The sequence below is a fragment of the Chryseobacterium sp. MIQD13 genome, assembly GCF_050496705.1.
Taxonomy (GTDB): Bacteria; Bacteroidota; Bacteroidia; order Flavobacteriales; family Weeksellaceae; genus Chryseobacterium.
Map to the genome: position 1 here is coordinate 434,884 of NZ_JBNWAF010000002.1, position 25,457 is coordinate 460,340.

General features: G+C 39.3%; 14 protein-coding genes. 2 read left to right on the forward strand and 12 right to left on the reverse strand.

The features are described 5' to 3' along the window. Positions 1-7: 7 nt before the first annotated feature. On the forward strand, positions 8-367 hold the full coding sequence (locus tag ACQWU4_RS09050) for a hypothetical protein (protein ID WP_429935443.1): 360 nt from the start codon (positions 8-10) through the stop codon (positions 365-367). 68 nt (positions 368-435) lie between these two features. Continuing rightward, positions 436-3,126, forward strand: coding sequence for a TonB-dependent receptor domain-containing protein (locus tag ACQWU4_RS09055; RefSeq protein ID WP_429935444.1), 2,691 nt, complete (start codon positions 436-438; stop codon positions 3,124-3,126). A 260-nt stretch (positions 3,127-3,386) separates the two neighbouring features. Here the strand turns inward: ACQWU4_RS09055 and ACQWU4_RS09060 are convergent, their stop codons facing one another. The 12 genes from ACQWU4_RS09060 to ACQWU4_RS09115 all read right to left on the reverse strand — a co-directional run bounded on the left by ACQWU4_RS09060 (position 3,387) and on the right by ACQWU4_RS09115 (position 25,123). Beyond that, positions 3,387-3,884, reverse strand: coding sequence for a phosphoheptose isomerase (locus ACQWU4_RS09060; protein WP_429935445.1), 498 nt, complete (start codon positions 3,882-3,884; stop codon positions 3,387-3,389). A 49-nt stretch (positions 3,885-3,933) separates the two neighbouring features. Beyond that, on the reverse strand, positions 3,934-6,204 hold the full coding sequence (locus ACQWU4_RS09065; protein ID WP_429935446.1) for a GH92 family glycosyl hydrolase: 2,271 nt from the start codon (positions 6,202-6,204) through the stop codon (positions 3,934-3,936). A gap of 17 nt (positions 6,205-6,221) precedes the next feature. Continuing rightward, the gene (locus tag ACQWU4_RS09070; RefSeq protein WP_429935447.1) at positions 6,222-7,085 is read right to left on the reverse strand and encodes an ROK family protein; all 864 of its coding nucleotides are present in this window, start codon (positions 7,083-7,085) and stop codon (positions 6,222-6,224) included. Positions 7,086-7,227: 142 nt separating this feature from the next. Continuing rightward, complete coding sequence (locus ACQWU4_RS09075) at positions 7,228-9,633, reverse strand: endo-beta-N-acetylglucosaminidase H (protein ID WP_429935448.1); 2,406 nt, start codon at positions 9,631-9,633, stop codon at positions 7,228-7,230. Between the two features lie 61 nt (positions 9,634-9,694). Further along, positions 9,695-11,836, reverse strand: a complete 2,142-nt coding sequence (locus ACQWU4_RS09080) for an endo-beta-N-acetylglucosaminidase H (protein ID WP_429935449.1) — start codon at positions 11,834-11,836, stop codon at positions 9,695-9,697. 75 nt (positions 11,837-11,911) lie between these two features. Continuing rightward, on the reverse strand, positions 11,912-14,236 hold the full coding sequence (locus ACQWU4_RS09085; protein WP_429935450.1) for a glucosamine-6-phosphate isomerase: 2,325 nt from the start codon (positions 14,234-14,236) through the stop codon (positions 11,912-11,914). 36 nt (positions 14,237-14,272) lie between these two features. After that, entirely contained in the window at positions 14,273-15,700 is a 1,428-nt protein-coding gene (locus ACQWU4_RS09090; RefSeq protein ID WP_429935451.1) for a glycoside hydrolase family 125 protein, read from the reverse strand. 28 nt (positions 15,701-15,728) lie between these two features. Continuing rightward, positions 15,729-17,963, reverse strand: a complete 2,235-nt coding sequence (locus ACQWU4_RS09095) for a GH92 family glycosyl hydrolase (RefSeq protein ID WP_429935452.1) — start codon at positions 17,961-17,963, stop codon at positions 15,729-15,731. A gap of 129 nt (positions 17,964-18,092) precedes the next feature. Further along, positions 18,093-19,064 carry a glycoside hydrolase family 130 protein gene (locus tag ACQWU4_RS09100; protein ID WP_429935453.1) on the reverse strand — a complete coding sequence of 324 codons (972 nt, stop codon included), beginning with the start codon at positions 19,062-19,064 and terminating at the stop codon, positions 18,093-18,095. A 43-nt stretch (positions 19,065-19,107) separates the two neighbouring features. Continuing rightward, on the reverse strand, positions 19,108-20,391 hold the full coding sequence (locus tag ACQWU4_RS09105) for an MFS transporter (protein WP_429935454.1): 1,284 nt from the start codon (positions 20,389-20,391) through the stop codon (positions 19,108-19,110). 191 nt (positions 20,392-20,582) lie between these two features. Continuing rightward, on the reverse strand, positions 20,583-22,211 hold the full coding sequence (locus ACQWU4_RS09110) for a SusD/RagB family nutrient-binding outer membrane lipoprotein (protein ID WP_429935455.1): 1,629 nt from the start codon (positions 22,209-22,211) through the stop codon (positions 20,583-20,585). A gap of 11 nt (positions 22,212-22,222) precedes the next feature. Then, the gene (locus ACQWU4_RS09115) at positions 22,223-25,123 is read right to left on the reverse strand and encodes a SusC/RagA family TonB-linked outer membrane protein (protein ID WP_429935456.1); all 2,901 of its coding nucleotides are present in this window, start codon (positions 25,121-25,123) and stop codon (positions 22,223-22,225) included. Positions 25,124-25,457: the final 334 nt, after the last annotated feature.

Below are 25,457 nucleotides of genomic sequence, written 5' to 3' on the forward strand. Positions count from 1 at the left end.
TGCAGAGATGAAGCTGTTTCACATTCTTGCAGTTATTTTTTGTCTAGGAATTTTTTTAGTTCCTAAAGACAGTTTCTATTCTCAATCTATGCAGGATACCTGCTGTAAAGCAAAGCCTGAAAAAAGCAGCTGCTGCAAAAACCACACTTCCAAGGAAAGTAAAGACAGCAAAACAAAATCTTCATGCAATGACGACTGCTGTACAACGTGCGTAGCATGCTATACTTATATAGAAACTCCGTTTTCAAAAAATTTACACTTTGAACTTTCTTATTACAAAGCTAATAAGAATCCGCAGTTTCAATATTCACCTCCTCATTTATCAGACCGTTTAAAAGAAATCTGGCAACCGCCGAAAATAGGTTAATTATCACTCATTGAGTCCGTTAAATATTTTAATGGACCGTTTTTAATTAATCAAAACTTTTAAACAAAATGAAATTATATATTTCCAAGTTCATTCTTGGTCTAATGATCCTGTCCGTACACTTTATCTCAGCTCAAAACCTTTCAAAAAACCAGTTTAAAGTCAAAGGAAACTGTGATATGTGTAAATCCAGAATAGAAACCGCAGCCAAAAAAGCAGGCGCCAAAACAGCTGTTTATTCTGTTGATCTGCAAACTTTAACACTGGAAACAGACAACAAAGTTTCTACAGATGAAATTTTAAAGAAAGTAGCCGATGCAGGTCACGACAATGAAAAGTTCAAATCATCTGATGAAACTTATAAAAGCCTTCCCGGATGCTGCCATTATGAGAGAGATCTTCAGCCCTCTCCTACGGAAGCCCATCAGCATCATGATCACGCAAAGCAAGACAATGAATTTTATGTAAAAGGAAATTGTGCTTCATGCAAAGCAAGAATTGAAAAAGCTGCAAAAACAGCAGGTGCAGATATGGCAGAATGGAGTGCCGAAAAACAAACCGTAATTTTAAATTTCGATCCCTCTAGAACCTCATCAGATAAAATTTTGAAAGCTATCGCCGATGCAGGCCATGACAATGAAAAATATAAAACCTCTGATGCCGTTTACAAAGGTCTTCCCGGATGCTGCCTCTACGACAGAGATATTCCTTTTGGAGAAGCTAATCCGAATGTTCATTTCGAGGAAGGAACAAAGCATGAAGAGCATAAAGAACAGGGAACAGCAACCGTTAATGAACATCATGAACATGAGAAAAGTATTGAAGGAGTAACGGTTTTCGGTTCAAAAGCAGCAACAGCATTAAGTAAAAAGGAAGCTGGTCTTGTTTTTAATATTGATAAAAAGGAATTATTAAAAGCAGCCTGCTGTAACCTGTCTGAAAGCTTTGAGACCAATGCCACTGTAGATGTTTCTTTCAGTAATGCCGTTACAGGTACTAAACAACTAAAAATGCTCGGTTTGGATCAAAAATATACGAGCCTAACAAAAGAGCTTCTTCCGGAGATCAGAGGTCTTGCTTCGGCTTACGGCCTGAATTTCATTCCCGGAAGATGGATTGAAAGCATTCAGCTTACAAAAGGAGGAAGTACGGTCACCAATGGCTATGAAAGCATCACAGGACAGATCAACACTGAACTTTTGAAAAATGCTAAAGAACCTGAGACTTCGTTAAATATTTTTGCAGATTTCAACGGAAGAGCGGAAGCCAATATTACCAGCGTTTCCCCTATCAATGAAAAATGGTCGCAAACTTTTTTACTGCACGGAAACGGAACTTTCGGGGATACGGATATGAATGATGATACCTTTCTGGACAGACCGAAAGGAACGCAGATCAATGCAGCTTATCTCCTTAATTATAATGATTTGGAAAAATCAGGATTCGGATCTCATTTCGGGATCAATTTTATCAGGGATGAGAGAACAGCAGGACAGATCGGTTTTGACAAAAATTTATCCCAGGATAAGCAGGATGCATATGGAGTAGGTATTGATATTTCAAGATTCCAGGTTTGGAATAAAACGGGATATGTATTCAAAGGAAAACCTTACCAGAGTTTAGGGTGGATGAACCAATATGTGTATCATCAGCAGGACAGCTTTTTCGGGCTTAGAAATTATACCGGTAAACAGCATACCTATTATTCAAATCTGATCTTTGAAAGCATCATCGGAAATACCAACCATAAGTACAAAGCAGGAGCCAGCTTTTTATATGACGGCTACGAGGAAACGTATTTAAAGGACGACATGAAGAGAAATGAAATTGTTCCGGGAATTTTTGCAGAATATACGTTAACGGGATTAAAGTATACTTTAGTGGCAGGAGCCAGAGCAGATTTTCATAATCTTGCAGGAACTCAGTTTACACCAAGAGTTAATTTTAAGTATGATTTCACCCCTCAGACCATCTTAAGACTTTCCGCTGGCAGAGGATTCAGAACGGCGAATGTTTTTGCAGAAAACCAGCAGTACTTTGCATCGAACAGAAATATCCAGATCCTTCCAAACGGCGGAAATATTTATGGATTAAAACCTGAGATTGCATGGAATTACGGAGCAAGCTTACAGCAGGAGTTTAAGCTTTTCGGAAGAAAATCTTCAATTGTTGCCGATTTTTTCAGAACAGATTTCCAGGATCAGGTGCTTGTTGACCTTGATCGTTCTCCGCAGCAGCTTATTTTTTATAATTTGGAAGGAAAATCTTTTGCCAACTCTTTTCAGACACAGTGGGATTTTACGCCTTTCAAAAATTTTGATGTAAGATTAGCTTATAAATATTATGATGTTCAGGCTGATTATTTGGATGGCAGAAGAGAAATTCCTTTCATGGCTAAGCACAGAGGTTTTGTGAATCTTGCCTATGCAACAAATAAAAATGATAAAGGAGGATTCTGGAGTTTTGACACCACTCTGAACTGGGTAGGAAAACAGAGACTTCCGGATACCTCAAGCAACCCAGCTGAATTTCAGCTACCGGTATATTCTGAGTCGTATGCTGTACTGAATGCACAGATCTCAAGAAATTTCAATAAAAAGATCAGAGCTTATCTGGGAGGCGAAAATCTTACGTCTTATTATCAGAAAAATGCAATTGTTGATTTCAAAAATCCTTTTGGAAATTATTTTGATGGCGGGATGGTGTATGCACCTATTATGAAGGCTAATTTCTATGTGGGTCTGGATGTGACTTTCTAAGCTTTTTATTTTTTAACGCAAAGTTTAAGATTCGTACTGAATATTTGAGGATGCAAAGGAGGGAATCAACAGGTTGATTCGATGAAACAGACTGCTTCCCACAAGATTAAAATTCTTCGTAAACTTTCTTGTTAAAAATTAAATAAATAATCTCTCGCAGATTGAGCGGATTAATAAGGTATAAACATCCGCTCAATCTGTGAGAGAAAAATAAAAAACAGCATCAAATTGATGCTGTTTTATTTTTATATCAGGTATTGCTATCTTCCGAAATCATCCTGCACTCTTACAATATCATCTTCATCAGAGGGATTGGATGCATCCGTATGCTGCCATATTTCGGCAACTACTCCCCAGCCGGCCAAACCAATTAGTCTGTGCCTTTCGCCTTGCTGAAGCTTGATCTGATCTTTTGGATGGTATTCTTTCAGCTCACCCTCTTCATCAGTATTACTGGTTTTAATCCCAACAGTGCCTTCCACTACCTGCCATATTTCAGCTCTGCGGTGATGATACTGCCAGCTTAAACGGGCATTCGGAGCTACCAAAAGGATCTTAGGGCTCAGTTTTCCTCCAATTTTCAGGCTTTCTACATTAATTCCGTCAAAATACTGATTGGCAAAGTCCTGTGCCTGATTTTCATCAATCACGAAAAAACCACCCCAAGGTCTTGTATTGTCTTTTGCAGCAATGTGAAAACCCTGCTCTTCCAGCATTTTCTCTACTTTATCAAATATTCCTGTTTTCTCTGCACTCATATAAATTGCGTTTTTTCTAAATTATTTTCAAATATAAAATTTATAACTCTTATTCTTTCGACATCGAATAAGGAAAATCCTTTTCATCCGAGCCTCTTTCTTTATTGGGTTGATTGTCCATCTGGAATTCCAAAACAGCTCCATTCATCAATTCTTTGTGACTAAGCCAGTTTTTTGAGTAAGACCGAAGGTTTACGTTTAAAGATTTTACATATAAATTTTCAGCACTGTTTTGCGGGGCATTTATTACAATTTTCTTGCCGTTTTCCAAATGAATAACAGCTTCTTTGAAGAGAGGCGCCCCTAAAACATACTGATCTGTAGCCGGTGTTACCGGATAAAACCCTAAAGCTGAAAATACATACCATGCTGAAGTCTGTCCGTTATCTTCATCACCGCAATATCCGTCCGGTGTTGCATAATACAGTTTATCCATCACCTGTCTTGTCCAGTATTGCGTTTTGTAAGGTGCTCCTGCATAGTTGTACAAATAGATCATATGCTGGATCGGCTGATTTCCGTGAGCATACTGTCCCATATTCATAATCTGCATTTCACGGATCTCGTGGATAACACTTCCATAATAACTGTCATCAAATACCGGAGGAAGGGAGAAAACCTCATCCAGTTTGGCTTCAAATTTCTTTTTGCCTCCCATTAATTTAGACAAACCGTCAATATCCTGGAAAACGGACCATGTATAATGCCAGCTGTTCCCTTCTGTAAAAGCATCCCCCCATTTAAAAGGGTTGAATGGTGACTGAAATTTTCCGTCTTTGTTTTTCCCGCGCATCAAGCCCGACTGAGAATCAAAAACATTTTTGTAATTGTAAGCTCTTTTTTTATAAATATCAATTTCAGAAGCTGGTTTCCCTAATGCCTTTCCTAACTGATAAATTGCAAAATCATCATAAGCATATTCTAATGTTCTGGCGGCATTTTCATTGATTTTAACATCGTAAGGAACGTAACCTAAAGTATTATAATATTCTACTCCTCTACGCCCAACTGCATCAATCGGGCCTTCATTATTGGCACCGTGTTTCACTGCCTGCCAAAGGGTTTCCACATCATATCCACGAAGTCCTTTGATGTAAGCATCTGCCACTACCGAAGCAGAATTGTTTCCGATCATAATATCAGAATACCCGGGGCTGCTCCATTCCGGGAGAAATCCACCTTCTTTGAAGGTATTGGCCAAACCTTCCTGCATTTCAACATTGATGCTTGGATATACGAGATTCAGGAAAGGATACAGGGCCCGGAAAGTATCCCAGAAACCTGTTCCTGCAAACATTTTACCGTCTAAAATCTTTCCGTTATAAGGACTCCAGTGTTTTACTTTGTTCTGGGCATCAATTTCATAAAGCTTTTGAGGGAAAAACAGTGTTCTGTACAAAGAGGAATAAAATGTTCTCAACTGCTGATCCGTTCCTCCTTTCACTTCAATTCTTCCCAAAGTTTTATTCCAGATATTTTTGGCATCAGCTTTTACCTGTTCAAAATTTCTGCCTGCAATTTCTCTTTTAAGATTTAATTCTGCCTGCTCGAAACTGATAAACGAAGAAGCTGTTCTTGCATAAACACTTTCTTTATTTTTCAATTTAAATCCTACAATTGCGCCTGCATGATCGCTGGTAATCTCCAGTTGATTTTTCACAAAAACACTGTCTTTCCAGGTTGTCGTTAAGTCAAAATCTTTATCAAACTGAATAACAAAATAGTTTTTAAAATTATCATATTTACCTCTGGAATACTTCGTGGTATAGCCCAGAATTTTTCTTTCTTTAGGAAGAATTTTAATGTAAGAACCTTTATTTAAGGCATCAATAACCACATAGGCGCTGTCTGTTTTAGGAAAATCAAATTTGAAAAAAGCAGCTCTTTCTGTTGGGGTAAGCTCTGTAGTTACGTTGATATCTGCAAGGTAAACACTGTAGCTGTAAGGCTTTGCAACCTCTGCCTTATGGCTGAACCAACTGGCGCGTTCCTCTTCCTTAAATTTCAGTTTACCTACTCCCGGCATGATGGCAAAAGCTCCGTAATCGTTCATCCATGGAGATGGCTGATGAGTTTGTTTAAAGCCTTTTATTTTGTCTGCATCATAGGTGTAAGCCCACCCGTCGCCCATTTTCCCGGTCTGAGGAGTCCAGAGGTTCATTCCCCACGGAAGGCCGATGGCCGGATAGGTATTCCCGTTGGACAGTGATGGTTTGGATTGGGTTCCCATCAAAGGATTCACATAATCTGCAGGAGATATTCCTTGTCCAAACGCGAAAATATTCAGTACAATAAAAAAAGTTGAAAATAGAGACTTCATTATATCGTTTTGTTAATTTATCTGTAACTTTTCTTTAAAGCATAGCCTGCAGCACCCAGAATCGCTGCATCTTCAAAAATAGCGGAAATTTTAATAGGAAGATTGATTTTATGCTCTTCCAGATGTTGATTTAACCTCTTTTTAAAGTAAGGATAGACTTTTGCAATGTTTCCACCTATGACTAAAACTTCGGGATCATAGTTTTTGACATATTTTATGATGAATTCAGCAAAGGAATCTGCATAATCATCAAACATTCTGGACTGTATATCTTCTGACTGATCCAACAAGTCTTTGGTTCCCGATATTTTCCCACCTGTTAATTCTGCATAATGATTCACAAACCATCGTGTTGCAAGATAATCTTCACAGATAGAATTTTTGAAAGGTGAATCCCAAAGGTCCTCATCTGTTGCAGTTTCGCCATTATAAAAAGCAGTTCCCAATCCCGTCCCCAGCGTTACTCCAAAAATTTTGCTGAAACCCTGTACACATCCGCCAAAAACTTCTCCTTCAAGGAAAGCTCCGGCATCATTTATAAAATAAATCTGATCAGAGGAAATGGATAGCCTTCCTGCTAATTCTTCTTTAATATTGACCTGATAGATATCGATAAATTTCCCCTGCTGCATCAGCGAAATCCCATTTTCATAATCAAAAGGCCCCGGCATGGCTATACCGATCAGAAGATCATCTTTGTCAAGGTTATGTGATACTTTTTCTATGGCAGAGATCCAGGCAGAAAAAATTGTTTCCTTTGGCCCGAAAGAATCCACATGCTCTCTTACATAGGTGGAGTTGATAATTTCACGTTTTTCAGGATCAACCTGCGCCATGGTTATATGCGAGCCACCGATGTCTATTCCTACTATATTCTGCATTATGCTTTTGCTTTATTTTTTCTCTGTAAATAATTTCCTTTATAAAAGGAGACAGACAGGAAAATATCTGAACTTCCCGCCTGTCCATCCTAAAATCCCCTAATTTTATTTTTACTTTTTATACGCACTGAGGATTAATTTGTTATTCTATGATTACTTTTCCGGAAGATTTAACTTTACTGTCCTTCGAATTTATTTTATAAACATAAGTTCCGGCAGATAAATTTCTGGTCGTAATAACCATATCGTTTTTATCAATTTTTTGGTTTATTATTAATTTCCCTGCCATATCATATAATGTTATTTCACTGGCAGAATTGTCTTTGATGGTAAAATGAAGATCATTTCCTTTTTTTACCGGATTTGGATATGCCTGATTCCCATTTTCTTTAGAATAAGCAATATCCTGTGTAGATAATGTAGTACAGGCTACATCTGTTTTCCAGTTTGTGGCTGACATATTGATCAATGTTGCAAAGTGAGTGTTTGCCGTAGCGTCCAAAGCTCCGTTTCCGCTTCCCTCATTCATTTTCCAGTTAGCCTCAAGATCTGACGAATTAGCCGGAATATTACAATTATTGGCAAGAATTTCCGAAGCTGTCAATGCTCTTTTCCATACTCTGAATTCATCCAAGAATCCATTAAGAGTACGGCCGTTCTCGTAGTTTCTTCCCAGATAAAGAATCCCGTTTGCTGTGAAATTACCTGAAGCCGCCACACTTGCATCAAGAACACCATTGATATAGATCTTCATTGCAGATCCATCATAAGTTGCAGCGATGTGATGCCATGTATTCGTTGTTAATGCTGCAATACTGTTAAGCTTTACCTGAGCGGATCCGAAGCTTAATATAAACTGCAGTCTGTTGCTAGCCAGATTTCCGTCACCAAATCTCAGCATTGCAGAATTACTGTCTCCAACTTCAATCCCAATTACCGACGAAATATAAGGAAAAGCAGTTTTGAAAGCATTTACTTTTACCCATCCTTCTATCGTTACTGCATTTCCGCTAAGATTAAACTGTCCTGCATTAAGATACTGCGTACTCCCATTGAAAGAAAGTGATCTTGCTCCAGGACTTTGAACAGGCGCAAATCCGCTGTTAAAAGTTGTTTCGGCAGTATATGAGCTCGTATTTGTTCCACTGCAGACCGCCTGTACTTTCCATATATAATTTGTATTTTCCGTTAGATTAGAAAGATTATGGGTAGTTGCAGAAATATTCTGAACATCAATCCAGGTTGTCGCTGCTGATGTTTTGTACTGTAAGTTGTAAGAAGACGCACCTGGTACCGCATCCCAGGATAATTTAGTTGTAGTTCCCAAAAAGCTTTCAGATTTTACCCCTGATGGTGTGGCGCATCCGTTTCCCGAATTGAATCTTGGTGCAAACAGATAGGTACTTTTTAAGGTTGCGGAACAGTTAGATTGTATTCTCCAGTCATAATCTGTATTCAGGGTTAAATTATTAACCATGATATTGCTTCCTGAATAATTAGTTGCCACATTTGTCCAGGTGGTTGAGTTGGCAGGTTTATAGTCAATATTGTAAGTCTGTGAACCAATCGCTGTCCAGTTTAATTTAGCTGAGACTCCTGTAATATTCGTGGCCTCAAGTCCCAGTGGCGGATTACAGGTATCTCCCTGAGTCCAGGAATAAAGCGGTCCTGTAAGCAATGTATTTTCGGTATAAAGAATATTTGATCCTGTACTCAGGTAACTGGCGTTATCAACACCGTTAAGATCATACCACATAAATACACCGTAACCGTCATTTTTAGTATTGGTTGCAAGAGTGGTAAGTGTCGCAGCAGAAGTGGATTGAGGATTGGTATTACGTATCCATGTCGCGGCGGCAGAAAGCTTGGCATTGGTAAGAGGCGGTACGGAAGGCGCACTGTAAGTTCCATAATACGGATTCCAGCTGTAATTGATATAATTTCCGGCTGCATCACCATTATAACTTTGTCTTGATGTTGCCGGGCCTAAATAATAAAATGTGATCAACTTATCCGGCATTGCGGCTTTAAGTTCCTGCAAAAGCATTACAAAAGAACTGTTGTTTGGCTGTCCCGTCCCATTGTTTCCATAGTCTGCATATTCATCATCCAGATCAATACCATCCAGACCATAAGTGTAAACAGTATGTGCGAGCTGCAGTGCAAAATCCTTTGCAGCTTCCCTGTTTGGAAAATTTGAAATTCCGGCTCCCTGATGGTTTCCTAAAATATCCAGCAGTACTTTAATTCCTTTTTGCTGTAAAGGTCTTACATAAGTATTTACATCATTCAGAACTTTGGAGACATTGTTGTTGTTGGCAATGTAAGCCCTGTTTTTGGAAACATCATAGTTGATGTTGGCAGCAAAGATAATAGCAACATCAAAAAGCTGTCTGTTCGTATTCTGCAGGGTATAAGATCCTGCATTCAGCATGTTATTATTATTCACTTCCACATAGCATACTCCCACGGGATTAAGCTGCTGTGCATTGAGTGTGGATGCTGCCTGCATAATCACTAAGATCAGGGCAGTAAAAATAGATTTCATTTTCATAGTTTATTAATTTTAATGGCCGGTAAAATCATTGGGCCGAAGCCCAATGACTGTTTTATTTTACAATTAGTTTTTCTATCTGTTTAAAACCTCCGTTCTGAGACTCAAACTGAATGATATAGTTTCCCATTGAAAGCTTCGACAGATCATATGAATGATCCCCGGCCTTTAATATTTTTGTTTCTACAATACCACCATTAAAATTATAAACCGATAATTTTCCTCTATTATATTCTTCAGGAACAGAAACCGTAAGTGGTGAAGATGCACTTACAGGGTTCGGGTACAATCTGATCTGTTTTTTAGCTGTTATCTGCTCAAGATCTGTTGCTTTCTGATTTTTAGCCGAAACTTTTTGAGTACCTGCCGGACATGGTATATCTGTGCCCCAGTTGGAAGCATCCACCCCCGTCAATGTTAATGTAACTCCATTTCCTGAAGTGTCCTGAACTGATGAACCACTCCCTTCATTAAATTTCCAATAGGCTGCAAGAGAAGTTGCCGGAACTGTTACGCTACACATATTCTGACTGATTTCCGTCTGGCTCAATGCTTTTTTCCAAACTCTGAATTCATCCACTCTGCCATTAAAATTTCTGGAAGTACTGTATAAATACCCTACATTGAAAGCCCCATTAGAACTGATATTTCCGGTTTGAGACTTAGTGGCATCAAGAACGCCATTGATATAAATTTTCATTGCAGAACCATCATAAGTTGCCGCAACATGATACCATGTATTGGCAGTTAACGCTGTAGCTGCAGTCAGTTTTTGCTGTACATTATTGATACTTACCACAAACTGAAGCTTGTTATTGGCAATATTGGCATCTCCTAAACGCAAAAAAGCAGAATTGCTGTCGCTTACCTCCGTTCCCATAACAGATGAAATATAAGGCGATGCGGATTTAAAAGACGATGGTTTTATCCATCCTTCTAATGATAGTGCTGATCCACTTAAATTAAGGTTTCCCGCTGCACCGGATTCGCTGCTCCCATCCAGAGAAAGAGAGGTAGAACCCGAAGGGGCTGTTCCCGTTCCGCTGTTGAATCTTGGAGCAAAGATATAAGTACTTTTAACACTGCAATTTGTTCTGATTCTCCAATCGTATTCCGTATTGGCTGTTAATCCTGATACCGTTATCGAAGTGGCAGTCGTAGCTGTTACAGCATTTGTCCACGTGGTGGAAGAAGCCAGTTTATAATCTACATCATAAGTATTGGTTCCTACTGCTGACCAATTTAATTTTGCACTTGTTCCGGTAAGGTTACTGGTAAATAAACCGATCGGAGCATCGCAATTGGTTCCCTGTGTCCATGATTGCAAAGGTGTGCTCAGTACAGTCTGTTCTCCGTATAATGTCTGCGTTCCTGCTGAAAGCTGTGTTGTTTCATTGGTTCCGTGAAGATCATACCACATAAATACTCCGTATCCGCCATTCTTTGTCTGGGTAGCGAGACTTGTGGTAGTAGAGTTGGAAGTATTTCCCAGCCATACTGCTGCCGGAGAAATCTGTGCATTGGTAAGAGGAGGAACGTTAGGTGCAGAGAAAGTTCCGTACATTGCATTCCAGCTGTGATTAACGTAATCCCCTACTCTAAGCCCGTTCCATGAAAGTCTTGAAGCAGCAGGACCGTAATAATAAAATGTGATCATTTTATCCGGCAATAGAGCTTTTAATTCCTGTACAAGCATTACAAAAGAACTGGCATTGGGCTGTCCTGTCCCGTTTTGCCCATAGTCTGAATACTCATCATCAAAATCGATTCCGTCAAGGCCATAGGTATTTACTGTGTGGGCAAGCTGCTGCGCAAAGTCCCTCGCTGCTTCACGGGTAGGGAAATTGCACAAACCTGCTCCCTGGTGGTTTCCAAGAATGGTCAGTACCACCTTCATTCCTTTTGCCTGAAGCGGTTTTATATAGGTATCTGGATTGGTTAATACTTTTGTAACGTTATTATTACAGTACAGATAAGGTCTGCTTCTGGAAGTATCATAATTGATATTGGCGGCAAAGATATTGACGACATTAAACAAATATTTACCTGATGTCTGCAATTTATATGATCCTGCATTCAGAAGGTTGTTGTTATTCACTTCCACATAGCAGATTCCCGTAGGATTTAGCTGCTGGGCATTAAGCACAGGAAGGGCATGGATGATCATTACGATCAACATAGTAATGGCTTTTTTCATAGTGTTATTTTTAAGTTATTTTGGTAGTATTTAAGACTTCATTATTGAAATTTAAATTGGTAATACAAATTCAGGCTAGAATGCTCCTTCTGTTGATTTCTCCAGTTCCCGTGCAGATTTCAGAAACTCTTCCACATTCATTTCTTTGAAAAAAAGCAGGCCGTGTGTTGCCCTCAGGCGCGGGCTTTCATTGTCATAGAAATAAGGCTTACCCAAAACCAGCTGAACATCCTTCAGCTGCTCCACCCAGGTCTGAATAGAAAGATGGCTGAATTTTCCATCGTAACGATAACTTGGAAAAGAAGCATCCACCTGGCTCATGTAACTGTTGGTAAAGCTTTCATCCATTGTACTCATTGCATTAAGCGATACCGGAAAAATATGGGTTACATCTGCTGCATTAAACTGGTACCAAACATTTCTGTAGCCCCAAATTTTAATATCCGATAGATCTTTCTCTTTCCCCCACTCTCTTACTGCCTCAGCAATAGCCTGCAGGACTTTGTAGTGGGTATCGGGACCGCTTCCTTCAGGATCAAATGCCAGACTTATCACCGTAGGATCAATTTCTCTCAGCTGTTTCAGGATAGGGATAACGTCTCTTTCCCGATTGGGCTTCTCTGTAAAAATAGCTCCGGTATAAAAGCCCAGTCTCAAATGGTGAACATTTTTGGTTCTTACCCCAAAATGCGCCCAAACCAGCTCTTCTTCATATTCACGGATCATTCCTTTTAAAGTCTGGATCTTAGGTTCCGGATTTTGCCCATCATAACTAAAGTTTACGGCGGAAATAATTTCACCGATTGCGGCTTCCAGATCCTGTGTGTTTTTCAGATTCCACAGCTCAACAATATTCCTTACCATCCTGTGAGAAACGGCTCTTGATCTTTCATAAGCATTTCCGGAGGCAATATTGATAAGGTAATGATAAACGTCTTTATCTTTTTTATTTTTATATCCCGCTTCAAAGAAGTCCGGATATTTAAGCATTTCAATTTCCTTTTTCTGAACGAAAGAAAGGGTGTCACGAAGAATTTTAATCAGGAATTTATTGGTAACAGCAGTAAATCCTGATGTAAGAACCGAATAGTGTGATGCATTGGTCTCATTACGTGACTGATAGTGAATATAAGGCAGCAGTCCCAAAGAAATATCATCGTGATGTGGTCCTGTATGATAAAAAACTTCGCTGCTGAGTTTCTCCGTTCCTTTTTTGATTTTATGAGTAATAGAATCAATGACAGATTGAACTGTATGTTCTCCAAGACCGGGAATAATCTGTGTATACTGATCTTCTCTGAGGTCTTCCAAGGTCAGATGTTCTGCATATTTATTCAGCTTCCGGGTCAGGGACATAACGGCTTTGTCTGTTTTTTCCTGAGACCAGCTCCCTGAACGGTAATAGTCGTCAATATAATCACTCAGCATTCCTGCTGCTCCTAATGTGATATAGAATCTGCCATTCGGAAGTTCTGCAAGTACAGAGGCAGGATAAAGGTTCGATGACGGCAGCTCCAGTGCATTTTTTATCATAGGAGCTTTTGCTTCTCCAGCTGCAAAAATAATGGCTACAGCATCTTTGTTATAGGTAATGGTTTTTAATCCAATTGTGATCACCAGCCTTTCCTTTGAAATATCAATCCCTCCAAGGTCTCCTGCTGCTACAGCCTGTGTCTCAAAATTGGTGGACGTGAGCCGTGTTGTGGAATAAGGATCCGATCCTTTAATATTGAAGGCTATATGTCCATCAGGGCCAATGCCGCCCAGAAAAAAACCGATGCCCCCCAATTCACGGATCTTTTCCTCATATTGCGTACACCAGTTATCAATAAGAAAGATGGATTCTTTCTGTAATTTTTCCAAAGGATTTAAAGCTTCACGATATCTCAGCTCGAGATTCACTTTATTTTCCGGAAAAACTTCTTCAAAACTTTTGCCTTCAGCTAAAGGAATTTCATTGGAATTGATAAGCAGTGCATTTTCACGCTTTAATCCAAAACCTTCAATATAATATTTGTTTACATAATGGTAGAAGCTATTTGCCTGTGATGACCGTATGGGGTAAAATTCATCAATCTGAACAAAATAAAGATCAGCCAGTGAAGGCTTCTCCTGAAAAAGCAGATGATGTTTTTTCCTGAGCTCAACAATGTTTTCTTTTTCCCAGTTTTCAAGGATATGTTTGGTCCAGAATATAAAGTATTCCGGAGTTTTACCCGTGGGAAGACTGATGACTCCGGTCGGATTTTCATGGACCCACTCCAGGAACCGCAGGGCAGTAAGCATTCCTAAGTTTGGAAAATTATCTACAACGATATAGGGAACATTCACCTTATTGTTGCGCGGAACATCATTTAAAAATGACAGTTCTACAGGCGTAAAAGTTTTGTTCTTTTCCATTACGTTTTGGTATTTGGTGTTATAAAATCAATAACCCTAAGCTAACAAGTCTGAATTCTCATTAAATGTTTTCCACAGCAGCTCGCCGAATAATGTATTGGCCCATGCAAACCATTCTCTTGTGAATTTCTTATCATTGTCTTTGTGGAACGATTCATGCATAAATCCGGTTCCTCCATGCGTTTTCTGTAAAGTCTCTATACACCATCTGATCTCTTTTTTATCATTGGAAGTAAGTGCTTTCATGATGATACTCATCGGCCAGATCATATCAAGGCCTATATGTGGGCCACCGATTCCTTCTGCCAGTTTTCCTTTAAAGAAGAATGGATTGTCTTTTGACCAGACATATTTTCTCGTATTCAGGTAAACAGGATCATCTGCCTTTACGGCATCCAGATAAGGAAGACCCAGAAGGCTCGGACAGTTCGCATCGTCCATTAAATTATAGCTTCCGAATCCGTTGGTTTCAAAAGCGTATATTTTTCCATATTCCGGATGGTTATAAATTCCATATTTTTTGATGGCGGCGTCTACCTCATCAGCTAAGCTGTTTAACTGCTGAGCCAGTGCTTTTTCATTTTTGATCTGTGAAACCATTTCTGCTGCCTGACGCAAGCTTACCACTGCAAATAAATTGGAAGGGATCAGGAAAGCATAAATCGTAGCGTCATCACTCGGACGGAACATTGAATTGATAAGGCCGACAGGATTTGTGGGATAGCCATAACCTCCCATCGGAATCCCGTCTGTAGCCCAGGCTGTGGTACGCTCGAATTTGTATGGTCCCAGATCTGTTTTTCTCTGCTGTTCTTTAAAAGTCTGCAAGGTTAGTTTGATTCCCTGCAGCCAGTTGTTATCAAAAGGCTTTGTATCTTCGGTTGTCTTCCAGAAGTGATAAGCCAGACGGATGGGATAGCAAAGTGAGTCTATCTCCCATTTTCTTTCGTGGATACCGGGCTTCATATCCGTGTGATCGTATTCTTTCCACTTGCTTATTTTATTTTCATCGTTATAGAAAGCATTGGCATATGGATCCTTGATAATAAATTCTGTCTGTTTGTGAATAACTCCTGAGATCAGTTTGTGAAGTTTTTCGTCTTTTTTTGAGAACTGCAGGTATGGAAAAACCTGTGCAGAACTGTCACGAAGCCACATGGCATCGATATCTCCTGTAATAACGTAAGTATCCGGAGTTCCGTTTATATCTTTATAAAAAACAGTCGTATCTAATGTATTTGGAAAACAGTTTTCGAACAGCCAGACAAGTTCTTTATTTTTCACCTTCTTTTTAAAAGCTGCAATTGCCCCTTCCACCGCCTCACTGGTAAAGTGTCTTTTATCTTTTGGAACACGCACCACAGGAAAATCTTCTATGCTTAATGTTTTGGCGAAAACATTTTGAGTAAACATTAATCCCGCTCCAGCCAGTGCACTTGTCTTTATAAACTTTCTCCTTTCCATTATATTTTTGTTTCGTTATTTTATTGATTTATTTTACAGGCTTACTTCCCATTACAAATTTCAGTTCGCCGCCGTTCATGATATCGCTGTGATTGATTTCCCAGCTTTTGAATTCTTTGCCATTCAAAAACATTTTCTGAACATAGATATTCTTATCGGATATTTTATCAGCAGTCACTGTAAAGGTTTTTCCGTTCTCCAGTTTTAAAGATACTTTCGGAAACTGTGGCGCTCCAATGGCATAGACAGGTTTTCCGGGAGTTACAGGATAAAATCCTAATGATGAGAAAATATACCAGGCAGACATCTGGCCGCAGTCTTCATTATTGACAATTCCATCAGGTTTTGCCGCATACATATTATCGCGGATGAATTTGATCATTTTCTGGGTCTTGTAAGGACTTCCTGCATAGTTATACAGATAAGGAACGTGGTGTCCCGGCTCGTCACCAAACCCCAGAGAGCCGATGAACCCTGAAATATCAACATGCTGCTCGCCTTCCATTTTTAAAGCTTCTGTAAAAGTTCTGTCCAGCTTTTCTTCAAAACCTTTTTTTCCACCATAAAGACTGATCATTTCATCAATTTGATGCGGCACAAAGAAATCATAAGCCCAGATGTTTCCGGAAACCCAATGCGGCTGAAGTTTTTTCCAGTCGTTTAATTGGAAGTCAGCAAGGAACTCACCATTCTTCTGTTTTGGCCAGAAATGATTATTTTCTTTATTGAATGTATTGAGGAAGCTCATGGAACGTTTTTTATACACTTCCGCTTCTTCTTTTTTTCCTAATTTTTCGGCTAATTGCTGAATACACCAGTCATCGTATGCATATTCCAGAGTGGCAGAAACTGAAGCTCCGTTTTCCGATGGAGTATAGCCCAGTTTGATATAATCATTCAGACCTCCGCCCCCATCGCTGCTGCTCATTTTATCCGTTAAAGAAGCATCTTTCATGGCAGCAAATGCTTTCTCCTGATCAATTCCTGGCACTCCTTTGGAAATAGCATCCCAGATTACCGATACACTATGGTAACCAAGCATACAGAAATTATCGTATCCGCACAGTTCCCAGATCGGCATATGATCTTTACGGTCTGTATACCTGCTGATCAGGGAATTGGCAAATTCTTTCGTATGTTTCTGATCCATAATGGTAAGCAGAGGATGTGTCGCACGGAAGCCATCCCAGTAGGAATAGGTACTGTAATTCGTAAACCATTTGGTATTCATGTTTTCCTGTGCAGCAACATAATCTCCGTTGGTATCCATATACAGGTTAGGCGCTATGAAAGTATGGTAAACGCCCGTATAGAAAATCTTTCTCTGGTCGTTAGTTCCTCCTGTTACCTGAAATCTCCCGATGAGATCTCTCCAAGTATTCTGGGCTGTTTCTTTAGCTTTTGCAAAATCTACATTCTTTGCCTCGGCATCAAAATTTTGTTGTGCTCCTTCTGTGCTTACCGGAGACAGAGAAACTTTCACTTCTATACTTTCATTTTCCTGTGTAGAAAAACGGACAAAGGCTTTTGCATCTTTAGCAAGTGCAATTTTCTCATTCTCTTTTATTTTTCCTTCCGAATAAGTCCCGTAGGATTTAAACGGTTTTGAAAATTCCATTACAAAATAAGCGAATCTTTTTCCTCCCCATCCGTTGCTGTAACAATATCCTTTGATTTTATTGTTTCCTTCTATGCTCACAAGGGTGTGGTAAATATTTCCGAAGATTTTATTGGTAGGATCAATGATAATATTGGCCTCTTCACTTTTCGGGAAGGTATATTTGTGAAATCCTACTCTTGGTGAAGCCGTCAGTTCAGCTTTGATTCCATAACTGTCCAGCATTACGGAATAGTATCCCGGTGACGCCGTTTCTTTATCATGACTGAATGTTGACCGGTAACCGCTTTCCGGTTTGTCCTCAGTACCCGGAAGCATTTTTATATTTCCTATAGTTGGCATTACCAGAATATCTCCAAGATCCGCCCAGCCCGTTCCGCTGAGATGATTATGACTGAATCCCATGATGGTTTTACTGCTGTAATGATATCCTGAGCACCAGTCCCAGTCGCCGCTTTTGGTATTCTGATCCGGACTGAGCTGGATCATTCCGAAAGGAGTTGTAGCTCCGGGGAATGTATGGCCATGCCCTCCTGTTCCAATGAAAGGATCTACCCACGAAAGAACATCTTCTTTCTGTTTCTGGGCATTCCCGGAAGAAGAAAACAGGGCAATTAATAAAAATATCAGCAGTTCTTTTTTCATAATCATAATACGGAAATCTTAAAAATTCCTCAAGATAGGAGTTTATTTAACAATATAAAAACCTCAATAATGATTTCAACAAGCGAAGAAATGAAGTTGACCGGCATATTTCACAGGTTTTTAATCAGTTTAAAGCGAATTCTTTTTCATAAAATCAATAATTTCTGAAATATATCCAAACACAATGGCTACAACGGTATCTGCCGCGCCATAATATACTGTTACCTTATCTCCTTCTGAAAGTGCCGCACACGGGAATACCACATTCGGGATATCTCCAGTAAGCTCATACAGTTCTGCCGGAGCGAGTAAATAAGGTTTCGTTCTGTACAATACTTTTGACGGGTCTTCAAGATCCAGCAATGATGCTCCCATAGAATATCTGAAACCTCTGCAGGTATTGATCACACCGTGATAGAAAAGCAGCCATCCTTCTTCTGTTTTGATGGGAACAGGCCCTGCCCCGATTTTTGTACACTGCCATGCGCTGTCTTCAAAAGGTGCCACTTTCATTACACATCTGTGCTCGCCCCAGTATTTCATATCCGGACTGTAGCTGATGTAGATATCTCCGAAAGGTGTATGCCCATTATCGCTTGGTCTGCTCAGCATCGCATATTTACCGTTAATTTTCTCAGGGAAAAGAACTCCGTTTCTGTTGAAAGGGAGAAATGCATTTTCGCACTGAAAGAATTCTTTAAAATCAAAAGTATAGGCAATCCCGATTGTTGGCCCATGATATCCGTTACACCATGTAATCCAGTAACGGTCTTCAATAAAGGCAACGCGGGGATCATATTTATAATCGGATTCTATCATTTCAGTATTTCCGGCTTTCATGTCGATAGGATCGTGATTGATGTCCCAATTGATCCCATCCTTACTGAAACCTGCAAAAATATTCATCTGCACTGCTTTATTGTCGCAACGGAAAACTCCTGCGAATCCATCTTCAAAAGGAACCACCGCACTGTTGAAAATGCTGTTGGATGTAGGAATCGCATATCTGTTGATGATAGGATTTGCAGAGTAACGCCACATAATATCATGGCTGTCTTCCGGACGATCCTGCCAAGGGATCTTTGCTGGTTGAAATGTCATAAAGTATTTTTTACTTTTTTATTTAATGTATTTGATAAATGATTTAGTGTTCTTTTAGTTTTTCAGGATATGAAAACGGAACAAGCAATGTGACTATAAATGCAGGTATAGTTGCGATAAGAACCCAGATGAAGAACATTTTATATCCTACCCAATCACTGATCATCCCACTGAACATTCCCGGAATCATCACTCCGAGATTCATGATACCTGTTGCAAAAGCATAATGGGCGGTTTTGTGTTCTCCGGGGGCAATCTGCTGCATGATGTACAGCATCAGTCCCACAAATCCGAATCCGTAGCCAAAATATTCCACTACAACAGCAATACCTACCGGAATTAGTTCTGTTGGCTGAAAGTATGCCAGTAAAGCATATACTACAAATGGAATATTAAAGGCAGAGCACAACCAGATCAGTGATCTTTTCAGTCCTCTGGCGGCGATAAAATATCCAGCCAGTACAGATCCCAAAATAAATGCAGCCGAACCGTAAGTTCCATAAATAAGTCCGATATCTGATGTGGACAACCCAAGACCTCCCGAGGTTCTCGGCGCTTTGAAAAACAAGGGTGCAATTTTTATGGCAAATCCTTCTGCAAAACGATAGAGAATGATGAACAGCACAGCCCACAGGATATTCTTTTTTTTGAAGAAGGAAGTGATTACTTCCAATAATTCTTTCCGAACATTTCCTGCTGCCTTTTGTTCCTTCTTTTTATTTTCCTTGGGTAAAACAGCATAATGATATACTGCCAGGGCAAAAAACAGAAGTCCATAAATTCCCATAATGATCATCCAGGCGTTGGTAACCCCTTTTGTCTTTTCCAAAACTCCGGCGAAATAAACCAGAACGCCACTGCTGATGATTTTTGCTAGGTTGTAAAAAGCTCCCTGCCATCCAATATATTTTGCCTGCTCCTTATTCGTCAGAAAATTGATATAAGTTCCGTCTGCAGCAATATCATGTGTTGCTCCGCAAAATGCAACGACTGCAAAAAGGGCAATGCTGTATTTGAAAAAGTCAGGCATCGGTAAACTTAACGCAATCAGAGCGAACAGAATTCCTATGGCAAACTGGGTGGCTACGACAAAGAATTTCTTTGTTTTGTAAATCTCCAGAAAAGGACTCCAAAGTGGTTTTAATGTCCAGGAAAACATGATCAAAGCTGTCCAGAATGTAATCTTAGAATCTGAAATTCCCATGTCTTTATACATGATTCCGGAGACCGCATTAATAGTTACAAAGGGAATTCCCATTGCAAAGTATAATGTTGATATCCAGAGAATCGGTTTTACCGATTGAGTTTCAGAGCTGTTGCTTTCCATATTCAAACTAAAATATTAAAGAAAAAGAGAGCCTCTCAAAAGTATCATTCCGAACCTGAAACGAAACTAAAATTGAAGAATCTAAAAACAACCGTTATCAGAAATTTCTCCTGCCGAAATGAAAAAAACACAAATTAAATCTAACTTTTGAGACGGCCTCTTTATCTTTATAATTGATCTGCTTAAAATTATTATTTTTTATCCCACCACAGTTTAGTTCCGCCTGTATCAGGACCACCAAGATACTGTAATGCCTGAGCATAGTTCAGGGTATTGTTTCTGTATTTGGTCGGGATAGGAACTCTTCTGATCATTGCATCTGTACTGATCGTTCCCTGGCTGTCATTAAGAACGTTTTTGAAAATAACAGGATATCCGGTTCTTCTCTGTTCTGCCCATGCTTCGGAACCATCAGGATAAATCGCGATCCATTTCTGAGTCATGATTCTCTCCAGTTTTCTTTCAAAAGAATCTCCTTCGTTCCACTTGATGGTAATTGTGCTCAGCATCGGGCTTCCTGCCAAAATACTGTTTGATGCATTTTTTGTATCAATATAGGGCGCCTCTGTTGAAACCGCATCTGCGATATATGTTGCATAGGAAGCACTTTTCCCCCATTCAGCAAATGACATTTCAATGCCTTTGTTGTAGTTTGTTCCTGCATCTCCCGCTCCGGTATAGCCTCTGATAGCTGCTTCTGCTTTCAGGAACCAGATTTCTGCAGCAGTAAAGATTTTATTCTTTCCGCTGCTGTTAGAGAAGTAATCTCCATTTGCGGATGCCGCTATAGGCTGAGAAAAGTCTCCATAGCGATCCTTACTTCCTCCCATATCAACCCCTTGTCTGATACCAATGTATTGCCCTGCAACAGAAGGGTCGGTGGCTGGTTTGGCATAGGCAGATCTTCTTGGGTCATTAAATCCATTCATAAATGCCATCAATGGTGCTCCAATTTTACAGTCGCCCCAGGAATAGATAATATCGCTGAGAGGAGAAGCTCCTCCATAGTTGATTAAAGCATTTGCAGAATTATCATCAATAAATCCCACAGGTGAAGCCAGCGCCTGTTCTGCGTAGAGCCTTGATTTAGTAGGATCAGCATAACTGATTCTCATAGCAAACCTCAGCTTTAAAGAATTCGCAAGTTTTGCCCAGTTTGCCAGGCTCCCGCCATACATAAGGTCAGATTTACTAACAACTGCTTTATCTTCTACACCCGGAGTTTGCTGCAAGTCTGAAATAGCTGAAGTAAGATCTGCAATAAAGTTGTTATAAGCTTCCTGCTGGGAATCGAAATCGGTAATCCCCGTTGACGGATTTGGTGTCTCAAATTTACTGTAAATAATAGGTCCATGTGCATCTGAAACTTTGCTTGCAGAAATTACTCTTAAAATTTTTGCAAGGGCAAGTGATGCCTTAAAGTCTATCCCCGGATAGTTTTCTTTGATCACGGCATTGATTGTTTTCGATTTATCAAAAACATCTTCCAGCTGTGTCATCATAATTCTTTCATTCCAGCCGTCCATTATGAAATAGGTGGTATTATTTCTTCCTCCGTTATAAGGAGTAGCTGTACTGAATAAACCACTGAACATGTCTGCATTAAGGTTAGTCTGCAGCTGGTAGATCCAGTTGGTGGAACTTTGCTGGTTTCTCTGCATTAATTTCAGTGGATTCACAATCTGGGTAAAATCGGCATTGAAATTTTCAGGACCTCCAATATACTCCTGATTATATTTATCAAATTCATTCGTACAGCTTAAAGAAGTACACAGCATTAATGCACTGAATGATATTGTTTTAATATGAGATAGTTTCATTGTTCTTAAAATTAGAAGTTAGCTTTTAACGATAAACCGACAGATCTGGTAATTGGCATTCCAAACATATCAATTCCTACACCTCCCGGGTTAACTCCGGATACTTGTTCCGGATCAAACGGAGCATCTTTATACAAAAAGAACAGGTTGCTTCCGATCAAACTTACTGTAGCATTTTCCATCAATTTTGAATGAACATCAAAAGTATATGAAATTGAAGCCTGTCTCAGACGTACTGCCGTTGCCTTATACATATACGGTTCATCAATGGATCCTGACACTTTAGAATAATACTTTTCAGCATCAGTTAAACCTGTATATGGAGTTCCGTTTTCATAAACTGCGTTTGGAATGGATACTCCTCCGTTATCGCGGGCATCCGCAGTAACCTTACTTACCCCGTACTGGTCGTTTTTAGCCTGTGTATATCCTAATACTTTTCCACCAAATTTACCATCAATAAGGAAGCTGATTCCTAATTTACCAATATTGAAAGAGTTGTTGAAACCCAGAATAAATTTAGGGTTCGGATTTCCAAGATACTGCACCTGATTTTCATCTCTCAATGGAACTCCGTCAGCATCTACAATAATTCTTCCCTGCCCGTCTCTTTTGAATACTGATCCGTAAATATCTCCAAAAGATCCTCCTACTTTCAGCCTGTTGTATCCTCCTCCTGTAAGTACAAAAGTTTTATCTGCAGGAATTTGCAATCTGGATGGGAAAAGCTCTTTAATTGTATTTTTATTGGCAGATGCATTAACTGTTGCTGTCCAGTCAAATTTACTTCCTTCAAATATTTTATAGGATAAACTTGATTCAAATCCTCTGTTCTGGATTTTTCCGGCATTGACATCAAATCTTCCGGTTCCAAACCCTAGATTGGAGGATATTTCCACAGCCTGAAGCAACTGGTTAGATACTATTGAATTATAGTACGTGAAATCAAAGGTTAAGCGGTTTTTGAAAAGTCTAAGCTCTGTTCCCGCTTCAAAAGTCCTGTTAAGTTCAGGCTTAGCAAAAAGTTCAGAAAATTCCGGATTGGTAACCGGCGATGAATTTGGCGTAATCATAGTTCCTGCATTTACCTGGTAACGGTAAATGTTACTTGCGGTCAGGTTAGAGTACAACCCATTTCCAACTTCTGCATATGATGCTCTTACTTTCCAGAAATTGATGGATTCTGAAATATTGAAAATCTCTGATAAGATTGCATTTAACCCTATTGATTCATAATCGAAAGAAATTCTGTCGGTTCCTGACAAGGTAGAATCCCAGTCATTTCTGAATGTCAGGTCAAGATATAAGAATTTTTTATACCCAAGATTGGCACTTGCGAAAACAGATTGTGTCTGCTTTTTTGTACTATACTGCAGATAGCTCACTCCATTTCCGTTTTGTCCTGGCCACTGTAAGTTATTTTGTGTAAATAAATTAGGTATTACCAATAGGTTATTTTCTATACTGCTTGATGTATATCTTTGCGTATTAATACTTCCACCTACGGTAAAGTCCAGAGAAACATCATCTGTAATTTTCGGACTTCCTATCAATAAAGCATCCCCATAAGTAGATGAACTTTCTATAACATCTTTGTAAAGTTTACCATTATCATTTCCACCCAATAAAACCGGCAGGGAATAAACGGCAACGTTACGCTGGCTATCTGAAGTTGTATAACTGTAATTCCCTCTTACTCTTGCTGATAACCACGGATTGATCTGATAGCTCAGGGTTGCTGCACTGTAAAGATTTTTATTCTTTGTAGTAACAGGGTTTTTATAAAGAATCCAGTAAGGGTTTTGAGATTCTACACTGAAACTTCCGTCCGGCTTTATTGCCCACCAGTTCTGAGCTGGAAGCAATCTGTTGTTATTTTGATAAGTATAGTTTGAACCGCTGAACTGATCGAAATCAACCCCTCTTGGTAGCCAGTAAAGGTTTACCAATGGTGAGTAATATGACCCCGGAGTCAGCCTGTTTTTACTGTTCTGTAAAGATCCCATGAAATTGGCATCAAGTGTCAGCTTATCATCCAGGAATTTACTTGAATTTCTGAAATTGATGTTATACTGATCAAATACCGATGTTGGGATAATTCCTTTATTTGTAGTATTTCCTATAGAGAAAAAGTTGTTGGATTTCTCATTTCCGGACTGGAAAGAAATATTGTTTACCCATGTTGTTCCGGTCTGTAAGAAATCTTTAAGATAATCCTTTGAAGCCCCTTTTTGCCCCCAGCTCTGTTGGGAACCGGTCTGCCCTGCTGCGTGATCATAAGGAATACTTTGCAGGTAGCTGTATTGCAGCTCAGGAAGACTGTATGCCTTATCAAGCGTTAAACTTGTTGTATAGGACAGTTTACTTCTTCCCGCTTTACCTTTTTTAGTAACAATCAAAACCGCGCCATTACCTCCGGCAGCACCATATAATGCAGCAGCTGAAGCCCCCTTCAGGAAGTTAATGCTTTCAATATCCTCCGGATTTATTGTACTCAGTACATCTCCTGTATCCGGCATGGATGCAAAAAAATCTACGTTTGGCCCCTTTGTATTATTAACGATAGGAATACCGTCAATTACATACAAAGGCTGGCTGTTCCTTGTGGATTTATCTCCTCTCATTACAACCCTCACCGATCCACCGACACCGCCATTCGTTTTATTGATCTGTACATTGGAAACTTTTCCGTTGATGGAATTTAAAAGATTGGGTGTTTTTACTTCCGTAAGTTCATCCCCTCCAATTTGCTGGCTTGAATACGTTAAAGACCTTGCCTGCCTTTTTATCCCCAAAGAAGTAACAACCACCTCTTCTATTTTGGTTGTTTTAGCAGTATCTGCCGGTTTTGTTTCCTGTGCGTAGGCAGATAAAGAAATAGCTAATAAAACCGGTATAACAGTTTTTCTCATAAGGTTAGTTTTATTAAGATTTGTTTGAGAATCAACTACATTGCTTTAAATATTGTTTACATTTAAAAATGATATTTATCTTCATTTTTTTGCAACATTACATCGCATTTGCATAAAATAATTAAAGTTTTGTTAAGATTTAATTCACATTAACAAATCTAAATTTTGTTAACAACCAGATATAATACTATTTTATCATAAAACGATATTATTTTTTCAGCCATTTTCTACATACAGCATTTACGTACTGATTTGCAGTACTGTACACCTGTTTCCAGCTTGTAGATTATTCGTAATTATATGATGTTTTTTCAACATTTTTTGATCAAAATAT